Origin of the sequence: Paenibacillus sp. RC334 (genome assembly GCF_030034735.1) — a bacterium.
In the GTDB taxonomy this organism is placed as follows: domain Bacteria; phylum Bacillota; class Bacilli; order Paenibacillales; family Paenibacillaceae; genus Paenibacillus; species Paenibacillus terrae_A.
This window is the reverse complement of record NZ_CP125370.1, coordinates 4,667,071-4,679,695: the sequence shown is the minus strand read 5'-3', so window position 1 is coordinate 4,679,695 and position 12,625 is coordinate 4,667,071. Positions and strand designations below refer to the sequence as shown.

Below are 12,625 nucleotides of genomic sequence, written 5' to 3'. Positions count from 1 at the left end.
ATAACCATGCATAATGAATTTTATGGCTTACTACTGATGGTATAAATCCCAGCCTTTACACACATCAATCCATGCAATAGCGTGTCCATAGGTAAATAATTCATCAGGAGAAAGTTCGATGACTTTTGTCGGACTTCCACAAGCGGGAAAAAGGGAGTCGAAACGCTTAACAGAAATATCGATATATACTGGTATATCCTCTTTAATTGCAAATGGACATACACCACCAACCTGTTGATCTATTTGTTCCATCACTTCATCAGCGGTCAACATCCTTGCTTTGAGTCCAAAAAAATGTCTGAATTTCTTATTATCAATACCGGCATCTCCAGCCATCACAATAAGCATACAGCCATCGTTTTTTCTTAGACTCAGTGTTTTTGCAATACGAGATGGAACTACACCTATTGTTTCTGCCGCCTGTTCGACCGTGGCACAGGAACTATCAAAATTTTTGATTCTGTCTCCCATGTTAAGCTTTTCGAAATAGCTTCGAACCTTTTCAAATGACATAATCCAATCTCCTTTTATTTCATATTAAACTTAATGCACTGTAAACCAATAGCAATGCCATCATTAAATTAATTGGGCGCCAATACTTATTTATGATTTTATGCAGGATTACCCCGCCTATTGCCCATAGGTGCGTTGCTCCATCACCAATAATAGTAGCCAAAACAATAAAACCGGCTACCGCTGCAAAAGATGAATAATACGGAAGAACATAGCCTGTAAATATCGTAATTCCCCATAAAATTATTTTTACATTTACAAATTGCAGAATAAAGCCACGCATAAATGAAGTAGAGCCTTCCTCGGCATCGGAGCTGGATGGCTTGCTTATTGCCGTATAATAAGCAAGCCACAAAATATAAGCACACCCAATGTACTTCATATATGGCATTGCAGTAGGTATATACTTTGCGAGGACTACACTAAACATTCCACATATGACCATCACACTAAAAAAACCAAAATAGACTCCAAATATCAATTGTTTACTTCGCTTCATTCCATTGTTGCTAACTGCATTTAAGACTAATATATTATTAGGGCCCGGCGAAAGAGCTGTTGTAATTGCATAAGACAAGAAAGATACCCACATTACTGTACTCACCTAAATAAACCTTCTTTCAATATCATTTAAAGTAAAGATCTATTTTATTCCGTATATCCTCCTGGATCGGTTGCTCCACTTTATGAAACGATACCACAAATAAAAATATTAAAAAAATCGAAATAATAAAACTTATGATTCAGTATTATTGAATTATAGAAAGGAGATCTGCGAGAACCAAGCCATGGACTGACGGCACACCATTAAGCAATGGATAGATTCTGTTATATTTTTGAATGTTATCTCAAACAACTTGCTCGCGTATTTACTCCTTACATCCCCCTTGACAGGTTGTTTTACTTATGATAGAGTTCTGCGAACTAAATATTAATTAAATCGATATTGCAAATATTAAAATTCGATTAAATCGAATTATGTTTAGGGGTCATTAACTATGGAATTAAAGTATCTTAACACTGTCAAAACAATTTTGGAGACTGGAAGCTTTCAAAATGCTGCACGTAAACTCAATTATACGCAGTCCACAGTCACCTTCCAGATACAACAATTAGAGCAAGAACTATCAGTAAAATTATTTGAAAGAATTGGGAGAAAAATGATCCTAACACAAGCGGGGAAGGATATTTTACCGTACATTGATACGATTATTCAATCTTCCGAGCAAATCAGTAATTATGGTAAAAGCATTCTCGAAATGAGCGGTACACTAAAGGTAGCCATGCCCGAGTCGCTATTAATCTATAAGATGCAGCCTGTACTTAGAGCATTTAAAGAACGGGCTCCTAACGTAAAGTTATCGTTGCAAGCATTAAATTGTTATATAATAAGAGACCAAATCATTAACGGTGGAGCAGATATTGCAGTGCATTATGATGTGGGTGGGTACTCTCCAACAATATTAACTGAACCTATTGTCAATTTGGGCATGGCCTTAATTGCTTCGCCTAACTTACCAATCAATCAAAGGGATTTTTTGCAAGGAAACCAAAGAAAATCGGTCAGCTTGATCAATAATGATCCAGATAGCATTTTCCAGCAAATGTTTGATCAATACTTGAAAGATAAAGGTATTGTACTTGACAACACCCTTGAGTTATCAAGTATTGAAGCAACTAAACAAAGTGTGATAAGTAATTTAGGGGTGGCATATCTACCGCAATTTACAGTCGAAGAAGAATTGAAAAATAAATCTTTGATAAAACTCAAAACAGAGCTTGACACACAAAAAATCACAGCAATTTGTGCTTATCATAAAAACAAGTGGATAAGCTCCTCTATGGAATTATTCATTCGACTGATGAAAGAATTAATTTTGCTACCTGTATAATGTAAGGCAGTATTCTTCCCTTTTCTGACCAGATACGTAAGCGCATCAAGAGTTTTTTCAATATTGGTATGAACATCAGGTCGGTGTAGTTGATGCAAATGGATATAATCGGTTTGAAGTCTTCGCAAACTATCCTCTTCAGCTTGATTGCTCCATTATTTTGAGCTGTGAGATTGATTTGATCCACATGAGAGCATAATGGTGGGGAGGCTGCAAACGTATTTAACATGCTTTTTCTTTACTGATCGTTCCCGATATGTTAAATTCTTAAGAAGGAGGGAACTGAAATGTCAAGAAACAAGGAGTTTGATGAGACCAAGGTATTGGATAAGGCGATGCAACTTTTTTGGGAACAGGGCTACGAGAAAACATCCATGTCCGATTTGGTTGAGCATATGGGCATCCATCGCAGAAGCTTGTATGACACATTTGGCGACAAACATACGCTTTTTCTAAAGGCGATGGATCGTTATGAAAGTAAAGTCAACGCCTCTCTTACAGGAGGAGTTAAACGTTCCAAGACTGCAACGGAAGCCCTACAATTTATTGTTGGCATCCTGATCAGTGGGGAAACGGACTCGCCTTCCGGCTGCTTAATGGTAAATTCGGCGGTCGAATTGGCAGCGCGCGATGCCGATGTTAATAAAAAGTCTACTGAGGCGTTTACAACAGAAGAGCAACTACTCAAGGAAATAATTTTTTGGGGGCAACGAGACGGTGAATTCAGCTCTGATTACGACGCTGGGGAATTGGCAGAGTATCTGCATAATGTAGGAGTTGGATTAAGGAGTATGGCAAGAACCTCGATTCCCAGAGAGAAACTTCACCGTATAGCCAACATATCAATGCAGTTTTTAGAAAAATGATTTGATTAATATTTTTTTCACATTACTAGAATAATCGTTCTCGTATGTACAATCTCTCCATGCCGCTCTTTATTAGAGGTCTTTTATATGGAGAACGAACATTCAAATCAATAATCTTATTGAATGCTGAAAAACGGTTAATACTAAAAAATAGAGGTGAACTTGTAAGATGAGAAAAACTGTACTTATCACTGGAGTATCTGGCGGGATTGGAAAAGAATTGGCAGATCGTTTCGCCAAGGATGGATATGATTTGGTGCTGGTGGCGCGTAGTGAGAGTAAGCTTGTGGAGCTTGGTAAAGAATACAAAAAAAATATGACACCCGAGCGACGGTCATCGCCAAGGATGTCGCGTCGCACGGTGTGCCGGAGGAGATTTTCGCGGAGCTCAAGGAGAAGGGGATCGTCGTCGACTATCTTGTCAATAATGCTGGTTTTGGTTTATTTGGGACATTTTTGGAGACGAAGTTAGAGGAAGAGACGAATATGATTGACGTCAATATAAAGGCCCTAACGATTATGACAAAGTTGTTCGTGCCGGATATGGTTAAACGCGGCGAAGGAGGCGTGATGAATGTCGCTTCATTGGTGGCTTTTTTTCCGGGACCTATGATGTCAGTTTACTACGCAACGAAGGCGTATGTGCTGTCGTTCACCGAGGCTCTTGAAAACGAATTGAACGGAACGGGCGTGACTGTGACGGCACTATGTCCAGGTCTGACATCAACCGGCTTCGTTGATCGTTCGGGTATGGGGGCCTCGAAACTGTTCCAGAATGGGGCTATCATGGAGGCCGGGCAGGTAGCTGAGGAAGGTTATCGAGGCTTTTTACGCGGCAAGACATTCATAATGCCAGGGGCTCGCAACCGATTAATGAAGTTCATTCCACGATTACTGCCACGCAAATTGGTGACCCGTATGGTTAGATTCACCCAAAACAGAACAGGGCATTGACCTGATTTTCTATAACATCCAAAGCAATGCTAAATCTGCTGACGGTCTATTGGTCACCTCTTATTAAAAATACTTTACTGATCATTCTAAAAATGCTATGCTTAGACCAAGTTAGATCTAACTCTTATTTTTTTAACTAAAGTAGAATGATCATTCTTCAATTATCTAAATAATATTTTTTAAAAGGGAGAGAATCGTATGAAGTACACAGTTATTACAGGAGCGAGCTCAGGAATAGGATATGAGACAGCATTGGCCTTTGCGTCTCGCGGCAAAAACTTGATTATTGTAGCTAGAAGATTGGAAAAATTAGAAGAGCTTAAATCAAAAATTCAAGGAATAAATTCAGATTTAGACGTTGTAATTCTTACAAGTGACCTGTCGGTTACTGATCAGGCCTATACCCTGTATAACGATTTAAAGGAGTATCAAATTGAGACTTGGATTAATAATGCCGGGCTTGGTGAATCCTCTTTTGTAGTGGATCAGAATTTAGATAAAGTTGAAGCTATGCTGCGTGTTAATATAGAAACCTTAACAATTCTCTCTACTCTATATGCACACGATTATGCTGATATAGAAGGAACTCAGTTAATTAACGTATCTTCAGCACTTGGTTATGCTGTTGCCGTTAGCAGTGTTACTTATTCTGCAACTAAATATTATGTTAGTGCCTTCACCGAAGGGCTTGCAAAAGAACTGGAACTGAAAGGTGCGAAAATGAAGGCAAAAGTTTTAGCACCAGCCATAACGGAAACGGAATTTGCGAAAAAATCAATAGATGCTGAAGAATTTGATTTTAAAGCAAACATGCCTAAGTATCACACTGCGAAGCAAATGGCGGGCTTCATGGTGGATCTTTATGATAGTAACGAAGTGGTAGGAATTGTAGACCAGAACTATAATTTCAATTTGAGAGGGCAAATCTATCCGGTAATTTCAGAATTTTAAATCCAATTGTACATCCGTGCAACTCATTTAAATAGGAGGAATAAAAGTGGAGAAATTATGGAGCAAAACAAAAATTGGTAACATTGAATTGCCTCATCGATTAGCGATGGCACCAATGACACGTAGTCGAGCGCAAGAAGATGGTACACCTGGAGAGTTGGCTGCACTTTATTATGTTCAACGTGCATCCTTAGGACTTCTTATTACGGAAGGTGCACAACCTTCAGATGATGGTCAAGGTTACTTAAGGACACCTGGGATCTATACGGAAAAGCATATTGAAGGGTGGAAAAAGGTTACCAATGCAGTGCATGAAGCAGGCGGGTATATTTATATCCAATTAATGCATGCCGGTCGTATATCGCACCCTGACAATACACCTCATCATCGGCAGCCGGTTGCACCTTCTGCAATTGCACCAGGATTAGAAACGTTTACGGCTACAGGCATGCAGGATATCCCCGTACCACGTGAGTTGAGTAAAGAAGATATTCAAGCGACCATTGCAGATTATCGTAAAGCTGCGGCGGCTGCTATTGCAGCAGGAGCTGACGGTGTTGAAATTCATGGAGCAAATGGTTATCTGATTAACCAATTTATCGGAGAAAATTCGAATACACGGACGGATGAATATGGTGGCTCTATAGAAAATCGTACTCGCTTCGCGATTGAAGTAGCAAAAGCCATCGTTGACGAGATTGGGGCAGAGAGAACTGGCTTCCGTATTTCTCCAGGAACTCCTCTTGGTGGGATTCAAGATGGTGAACAAGGTCCTGATCTTTATCGTTACCTGACGCAAGAATTAGCTAAATTAAATTTGGCTTACCTTCATATTATGCACCTCGGAAACGAAGAACTGCTTCAAGACATTCGATCTCTATGGAAGAATCCGTTGTTAGTCAATCGGGCTGGACGGGCACTGGAAAATCTTAGCGTTGATATCGATAGTGGTCTTGCTGATTTAGCACCTATTGGGGGATGGTCATTGGCTAATCCAGATTTTGTGGAACGGCTTAAAGCAGGCGCTCCATTAAATGAAGCAGATCCTGCAACATTTTATGGTGGTGAAAGCAAGGGTTATACGGATTATCCTACATTGAAAGAATTAGAATCTCAGAAGGGGTAAGTATAGCTTATATGGCAAATATCAACGCTTTACAACCAGCTTGAAGCTGGAAGTGATTCTCTATTTTTTAAACGAAATAGAGGAAATAACAAAGTAGTTTTAAACTTAAACTACAATATAGACAGTAGTGTTTAAAAATGGCGTACAACTAAAAAATTGTACGCCATAAATTTATCTGTGAGTCATCAATGTTATGAGAAAAAAACCTCAGGTCAAATAAAATTATATTTGTATAGTTTCTTGGATCAATCTAAAAATCAGTGCTTGACGCATGGGTTGCACTGTACTGGTAGGCTTTTACTGCATTCGGACGCTATGGGCCGATGTAGATCTTAATGCCTGTTCCACCGATTGAGTACGGGAACACCGGCTTCAGCGGTCAAGTTCCAGATGACTCTGGAGTCGTTGCAACCTTTGCGAGTTATATACACTTTGGAATGGCAAGTTGGGAGGGTTTGGGATAGGTGCCTCTAGCCCAGGCTTCTATATGAAGAACTTCGGAATTATTGGACAGCCTCTGGATATTCGTTAACGGTTGTTCACGCAGCTCATGATACACATGGATTCGCATCAGTGTTGGGTAGGACTTACAACATTATAGAAATAGGTGGCTTTTCATATAAATCCATATCTTTTGTCAAGCACTGGTTTTTGTGTTTTGATCCATCTGCACCCGAAGCTAGCAATAGCATTCATGAAACGATTAGTTTGGTTATCTGTATAGTATCGTGCTCATTTTTCTATTGAAATAGTGAAAACTATTGTCTTATCGCTACTTTGAAAAAATACAAGCTCATTTAGATTATGGTATTTAGAAAGTGAAAATAATAAGGTGAACAAACCCAATGAAGGTAACTCAACGGAAGGATGCTGATTTAAAAATGAAAACACTCATGAAAGCAGCTCAGATCACCAAGTACTCAAAAAAAATCCACGCCCAAGTCAATGACATTCCAATTCCAGAGATTGCTGACAACGAAGTTTTGGTAAAGGTCAAAGCTGCAGCGGTCAATCCACTTGAAATGTTGGTTATCACAGGTAGCGTGAAACTGATTCAAGATTATGATTTCCCATTAACGCTTGGTAATGAATTGGCAGGCGTTATCGAAAAAATCGGAAAAAATGTGACAAACTTTTACGTAGGAGACGATATCTATACACGTCTCCCACTAAAAAAAATTGGTGCTTTTGCGGGATATGCCGCAATTGACGCTGCCGCAATCTCCCCCATGCCAAAAAATTTATCCTATGTGGAAGCCGCTGCTGCAGCACTGACTGGACTCACAGCGTATCAAGGTCTACATGAAGAACTTGAGGCACAGTCTGGTAAATCTGTTTTCATTCCAGGTGGATCGGGTAGCTTTGGTCAAATGGCTGTCCCAATCGCAAAGGCAATGGGTCTAAATGTCATTGTTAGTGGCAACGCACAAGCGCGAGAACGCACTTTGGAAATTGGTGCAGACCAATATTTGGATTACACGAAAGAAAACTATGTTGACTTGTTGTCGAATGTCGATTATGTGATTGATACCTTGGGAGCCGAAGAATTTGACAATGAATTAAAAATCATTAAACCGGGCGGAAGATTACTCTCTCTTCGTACAGGACCCAATAAACGTTTCGCAGAAGACAATAACTTTCCATGGTGGAAACAAAAGCTATTTTCTGTTGTTGGCGCAAAGTATGACAACAAAGCCAAGAAACACGACGTGGAATACCGCTTTATCTTCGTTCGTTCTGACGGCGCACAACTAAAAGAGATTACCAAAATCATTGAAAAAAACAACATTGTTCCACCGATTCATCCAACACTATTTACCATAGGCAACGTTAATGAAGCGCTAGAACTAGTCGCAAATGGACGTCCAAAAGGGAAGGTGATTATTAATTTTTAAGGAGAAAATGATGAAAGCAGTACAAATATACGGCTACTCAAAAAAGCTAGAAGCTCACATCAACGATTTTCCTATTCCTGGAATAAACAAACATCAAGTATTGATCAAAACATATGTAGCGGGCGTTAAAGGGACAGCTCAAGGAAAGATTCTTATGACTATACAAGAGGGAGAAACAACAACATAAAGTTGATAAATCGAACTGTTTTTCGGTTGTTCGAATATACTTCAAGGCTTCGAAAGCGCACGCTTGATTTTTTTCGAGTTTTACCCTCACGTTTGCTGATCATCTACTTAAATGTATAATGAATGCATGAGGTGATGGAAATGGCAAGATATAAAGAATTTGAAGTTAATGAAGTATTAGATAAAGCGATACAACTCTTTTGGATGCAAGGGTACGAGAAAACCTCGATGCAAGAATTAGTCGACTTTATGGGAATTCACAGAAAAAGCATCTATGATACTTTTGGGGATAAGCATGCTTTATTTATGAATGCACTCAAACGATACGAGGCTATTCAAAACAACAAAATGAGATTATTGGTTGACAAGCAAGAACCGGTTAAGGAATTAATTCGACAATTTTTTGAGTCCACTCTACAGAAAAAAGGAGACCCCCAAGGGTGTTTCATCGTTAATTCGGGTGTGGAGCTGGGATTATTAGATCCAGAAGTTGCCTCCTTAGTTGAAGATAGCTATTCAAAAACGGAGAAGTTGTTATATAATCTCATTCTTATTGGTCAACAAACAGGTGAATTCGAAGCTCAGCTTGACCCTGAAGCCCTTTCTCATTACTTCATGAATGCTTGGTTAGGGTTACGTACGATGGTCAAAACAGCAACCAGTCAAGAGAAGTTATTCGGTATTATTAATACCACACTGAGCATTTTAGATTGAAAAGGAAATAATATGAGTCTTAAAGCCGCTGATCTGAATAGCGAAGATCAGTGGTACTTTAACAATGACTTATGCTAGAAGTAAATTCTTTACCAATCGTTCTCAATATGGTATATTGGTGATGGGAGGGAAATGGAATGGCAAGGAGCCATTGGATAAAGGGAAAAGGCTCGTTTTACTCAAGTATATTAGAGGCAGCAGAATGGTGAATTCTCCTCTGATTTCGAGGGTAGTATTTATTTTTTCTCTTTATTAGAATGTTCGTTCTTGTATAGTTGAACCTCCTCTTTTCCCTATAGCTATATCATGTAACGAATGAGCGTTCTATATATCTGTTTATAGTAGCTAACTTCATTAATTGCATTTATGGCATGATGAATAGCTCAGAAGAGTAAGATGTTCTGTTATACTCAAAAACAACTAAAGGAGCATAAAAAAATGAATATTTCTGAACAAGTCGCCTTTGTCACCGGTGCGAACCGAGGTCTTGGTCGTCAACTTGCACTTGAACTTCTATCCAGAGGGGCTAAGGTTTATGCTGGTGCAAGAAATCCGGATTCCGTTGACATTCCCGGTGTAACACCTGTAAAACTTGATATTACCAATCCTCAAGAGGTATCTGCAGCTATTCTGGCAGCTAAGGATGTTACGCTTCTGATCAATAATGCAGGCACGTCTACAGGCGCTTCTTTGCTTGACGGAGATCTCGATAAAATACACTTGGAGTTTAATACACACGTCTTTGGCACATTATCCATGGTTCGTGCTTTCGCGCCTATTATTGCAAAGAATGGCGGGGGTTCAATTCTGAATATTCTTTCCGTATTATCTTGGGTTAGTATGGGAAGTGAAGGCGCGTATACGGCTGCAAAGGCGGCAGAGTGGGGAATGACAAACGCACTGCGCTTAAATCTGTATCCTCAAAAAGTGAGGGTAGCTAGCTTGCATGTGGGATTTATGGACACAGACATGACGGCAGGCATTGAAGCTCCCAAATCCAATCCTGCGGATATTGCAAAATTGGCTATCGATGGTTTAGAATCCGATAGTTTTGAAATTATCGCCGACAACGTGAGCCGCACTGTCCAAAGCGGTCTTGCCGGCGGTGTTGCCGCGATATACCCACAGCTAACCTAAGGTGATTTTACGAATTTCTTTGTTGAAGGAAAGGGAGCTAATAATACCAAGCATGAATCAACATATTTCAGCATTCAAAAGTCTGCCATTAAAAAAATCTCTCCGATTTTTAGATCCTGACTAATTCAGGATTCAAAATTTTGGAGGGATATTTTTTTGATAACATGCTGTAACGGGCTCTAAACTTTTGACTTACAAAGCGGTTGAAAAGGGCTTCAGGGCCCCTCCTTTTTATTATATTTATGTTTTAGAGCAATGTAAATTTGACGGGTTTTTTAATTATGTAGTAGGATATTGGTACTGAAAAAACGTTTATAGTTTTATTTGGTATAAAGGAATGAGGGATGAATATGAAGGAAAGGATTTTAGAAGCTTTTGTGGAGGAGGCGCATGAAAGCGGTTTGAAATTTACAATGGATGATCTTGCGAAAAGACTTGCTATTAGTAAGCGCACCTTATATGAGCATTTTTCGTCCAAAACACTCATTTTAGAAACGCTTATAGAGCGTACGAATGATGATATGATTCGAAAAACCGAGCAAATTGTCGAAAACGATCAATTAACCTTGCTAGAGAAGATTAAGCAGTCGATCAGGGTCATACCGCAATATTATGAGTTTTATGATTTGCGAATACTGGATCAAATGAAAAAATATTATCCTGAGCATTGGAAAAGGATGTATACCGATTTGAATGATTGGCCCCAGATCAGAACATTAATCCAGCAGGGCATCCAGGAAGGGATTATTGTAAATAAAAACGAGGCTCTCATCATGAGACTTATTATTGATTCTATAAATTTAACGCTTGATCAGCGATTTTTTCTGGATAACAGCGTGACGGTAGAGGATGCTATTTATTCTATTGTAGATATATTGTTATTTGGACTGGTCGAAAAATAGAAAATGGCCTCAACAATATGTTACATATTTGAAGAGGTCATTTTTTTATAAGAAAACTAATAAAACAATTTAAGTTTTATTGTTTCCGAAGATACGGTAAGCAAGTTTAAGAAATGATAAATAATAAAAGATACACAGGAAAAGGAAGGGTTGAAACATGTCTATGCTGACACGAAATCGGGGAGCCATGCTGTTACTGATGCTTAACATCTTTTTGGCATTCATGGGGATTGGATTGGTTGTTCCCGTATTACCTAAATTTATAAGCGAGCTGGGAATGAATGGTTCCTCGATGGGACTGATGGTCGCGGCTTTTGCCCTGACGCAACTTTTATTATCACCATTGGCGGGCAAGTGGTCTGACCGTTATGGACGTAAAAAATTGATCGTTTCGGGTATGTTTATTTTTATGTTATCCGAGCTTGTTTTTGGACTGGCTAGTTCGGTACCTACCTTGTTTGTAGCTCGAATCATGGGCGGAGCGGGGGCCGCACTGCTTACTCCTTCTATTATGGCGTATGTCGCTGACGTGACCTCATTCGAGGAAAGAGGCCGGGGAATGGGGATGATTAATGCGGCGATTAACACTGGGTTTATTATCGGACCAGGCATTGGTGGTTTGCTGGCCACGTACGGAATACGTATTCCCTTTTTTGCAGCCGCGGGAGCTGGGGGGGTAGCCGCTATCTTGTCTTTGCTAGTGCTGCCCGAATCCTTAAGCAAGGAAAAGCAACGGTATAATAGAGAGCTTCCACGGCAAAAGGAAAACCTTTTGCAGCAATTTGCCAAGTCGTATCGTTCTCCTTATTTCATGGGATTGATCATTGTGTTTGTGGTTGCTTTTGGGCTGGCTAACTTTGAAACGGTATTCGGATTATTTGTAGATCATAAATACGGTTTTACGCCGATGGATATTGCCATCATTATAACCACAGGTTCCATTCTGGGGGCAGTTGTCCAAGCGACTATATTTGGCTGGATTATTAATCGTTTTGGCGAGAAAAAGATCATTCATATCTGTTTGGCTGTTGCGGGATTATTTATTTTTTTGACACTGTTTGCCGAGCAGTACGCCATGATTATGTTGACGACTTTTATCATTTTTCTGGCGATGGACATTCTTCGTCCGGCTGTAAGCACATCCTTGTCACGGCAGGCCGGGGATGAGCAGGGGTTTGTGGCTGGAATGAACTCATCTTATACAAGTTTGGGTAATGTGATCGGACCACTGATTGCAGGACTGCTGTTTGATGTTCATATTAACTTGCCTTATATGGTTGCAGCTATAGCGTTACTGGCTTGTCTCGTCCTTTCACTACGCTCCAAGCAAGCGGGTGAGCAACAACCAACAGCCCGTGCGGCAGAACAACATAGAGGGTGATAGCCGCAGGTCTGTATGCACCCCCGACTTAGGTCTAGGTTCAAAAACCGTCTGGGGTCCGTTTTGGCGAACTCCGGATCAGCGTACAATAAGGACATAAGCAAGACA

Annotated in this window: 13 protein-coding genes and 1 pseudogene; 11 read left to right on the top strand and 3 right to left on the bottom strand. The window is 39.9% G+C overall.

What is annotated here, in order from left to right; genetic code table 11:
- Positions 1–30: 30 nt before the first annotated feature.
- Positions 31–513, bottom strand: coding sequence for a YbaK/EbsC family protein (locus QMK20_RS21550; RefSeq protein WP_283653249.1), 483 nt, complete (start codon positions 511–513; stop codon positions 31–33).
- 19 nt (positions 514–532) lie between these two features.
- Positions 533–1,117, bottom strand: a complete 585-nt coding sequence (locus tag QMK20_RS21545; protein ID WP_283653248.1) for a LysE family transporter — start codon at positions 1,115–1,117, stop codon at positions 533–535.
- A gap of 394 nt (positions 1,118–1,511) precedes the next feature.
- Here QMK20_RS21545 and QMK20_RS21540 point away from each other — a divergent pair, with 394 nt between their 5' ends.
- The gene (locus tag QMK20_RS21540; protein WP_283653247.1) at positions 1,512–2,405 is read left to right on the top strand and encodes a LysR family transcriptional regulator; all 894 of its coding nucleotides are present in this window, start codon (positions 1,512–1,514) and stop codon (positions 2,403–2,405) included.
- Here the strand turns inward: QMK20_RS21540 and QMK20_RS27445 are convergent.
- Positions 2,327–2,533, bottom strand: coding sequence for an aldo/keto reductase (locus QMK20_RS27445; RefSeq protein ID WP_349361870.1), 207 nt, complete (start codon positions 2,531–2,533; stop codon positions 2,327–2,329). The two genes, QMK20_RS21540 and QMK20_RS27445, sit on opposite strands and share 79 nt — an antisense overlap.
- Positions 2,534–2,692: 159 nt before the next feature.
- Here QMK20_RS27445 and QMK20_RS21530 point away from each other — a divergent pair, with 159 nt between their 5' ends.
- The 10 genes and pseudogenes from QMK20_RS21530 to QMK20_RS21480 all read left to right on the top strand — a co-directional run bounded on the left by QMK20_RS21530 (position 2,693) and on the right by QMK20_RS21480 (position 12,517).
- A complete protein-coding gene (locus QMK20_RS21530; protein ID WP_283653246.1) occupies positions 2,693–3,271 on the top strand; it encodes a TetR/AcrR family transcriptional regulator in 579 nt (192 codons plus the stop codon).
- A 169-nt stretch (positions 3,272–3,440) separates the two neighbouring features.
- Positions 3,441–4,225, top strand: a pseudogene (locus tag QMK20_RS21520) (SDR family NAD(P)-dependent oxidoreductase).
- 198 nt (positions 4,226–4,423) lie between these two features.
- Positions 4,424–5,176, top strand: coding sequence for an SDR family NAD(P)-dependent oxidoreductase (locus tag QMK20_RS21515; protein WP_283653243.1), 753 nt, complete (start codon positions 4,424–4,426; stop codon positions 5,174–5,176).
- Positions 5,177–5,222: 46 nt separating this feature from the next.
- Entirely contained in the window at positions 5,223–6,302 is a 1,080-nt protein-coding gene (locus QMK20_RS21510; protein WP_283653242.1) for an alkene reductase, read from the top strand.
- Between the two features lie 881 nt (positions 6,303–7,183).
- Complete coding sequence (locus QMK20_RS21505; RefSeq protein ID WP_283656325.1) at positions 7,184–8,197, top strand: NADP-dependent oxidoreductase; 1,014 nt, start codon at positions 7,184–7,186, stop codon at positions 8,195–8,197.
- 10 nt (positions 8,198–8,207) lie between these two features.
- Positions 8,208–8,384: a hypothetical protein gene (locus QMK20_RS21500; RefSeq protein ID WP_283653241.1), complete on the top strand. Its 177-nt coding sequence runs from the start codon at positions 8,208–8,210 to the stop codon at positions 8,382–8,384.
- 140 nt (positions 8,385–8,524) lie between these two features.
- Entirely contained in the window at positions 8,525–9,097 is a 573-nt protein-coding gene (locus QMK20_RS21495) for a TetR/AcrR family transcriptional regulator (protein WP_283653240.1), read from the top strand.
- Positions 9,098–9,535: 438 nt separating this feature from the next.
- Entirely contained in the window at positions 9,536–10,234 is a 699-nt protein-coding gene (locus QMK20_RS21490) for an SDR family oxidoreductase (RefSeq protein WP_283653239.1), read from the top strand.
- Positions 10,235–10,584: 350 nt separating this feature from the next.
- Positions 10,585–11,136 (top strand): TetR/AcrR family transcriptional regulator, encoded by a 552-nt coding sequence (locus QMK20_RS21485; protein ID WP_283653238.1) that lies wholly within the window; start codon positions 10,585–10,587, stop codon positions 11,134–11,136.
- A gap of 157 nt (positions 11,137–11,293) precedes the next feature.
- On the top strand, positions 11,294–12,517 hold the full coding sequence (locus tag QMK20_RS21480) for an MFS transporter (RefSeq protein WP_283653237.1): 1,224 nt from the start codon (positions 11,294–11,296) through the stop codon (positions 12,515–12,517).
- Positions 12,518–12,625 lie beyond the last annotated feature (108 nt).

Coding starts and splice junctions, on each gene's coding strand:
- QMK20_RS21550 (WP_283653249.1), bottom strand. CDS start 513: ATGTCATTTGAAAAGGTTCGAAGCTATTTCGAAAAGCTTAACATGGGA.
- QMK20_RS21540 (WP_283653247.1), top strand. CDS start 1,512: ATGGAATTAAAGTATCTTAACACTGTCAAAACAATTTTGGAGACTGGA.
- QMK20_RS21530 (WP_283653246.1), top strand. CDS start 2,693: ATGTCAAGAAACAAGGAGTTTGATGAGACCAAGGTATTGGATAAGGCG.
- QMK20_RS21515 (WP_283653243.1), top strand. CDS start 4,424: ATGAAGTACACAGTTATTACAGGAGCGAGCTCAGGAATAGGATATGAG.
- QMK20_RS21505 (WP_283656325.1), top strand. CDS start 7,184: ATGAAAACACTCATGAAAGCAGCTCAGATCACCAAGTACTCAAAAAAA.
- QMK20_RS21500 (WP_283653241.1), top strand. CDS start 8,208: ATGAAAGCAGTACAAATATACGGCTACTCAAAAAAGCTAGAAGCTCAC.
- QMK20_RS21495 (WP_283653240.1), top strand. CDS start 8,525: ATGGCAAGATATAAAGAATTTGAAGTTAATGAAGTATTAGATAAAGCG.
- QMK20_RS21490 (WP_283653239.1), top strand. CDS start 9,536: ATGAATATTTCTGAACAAGTCGCCTTTGTCACCGGTGCGAACCGAGGT.
- QMK20_RS21485 (WP_283653238.1), top strand. CDS start 10,585: ATGAAGGAAAGGATTTTAGAAGCTTTTGTGGAGGAGGCGCATGAAAGC.
- QMK20_RS21480 (WP_283653237.1), top strand. CDS start 11,294: ATGTCTATGCTGACACGAAATCGGGGAGCCATGCTGTTACTGATGCTT.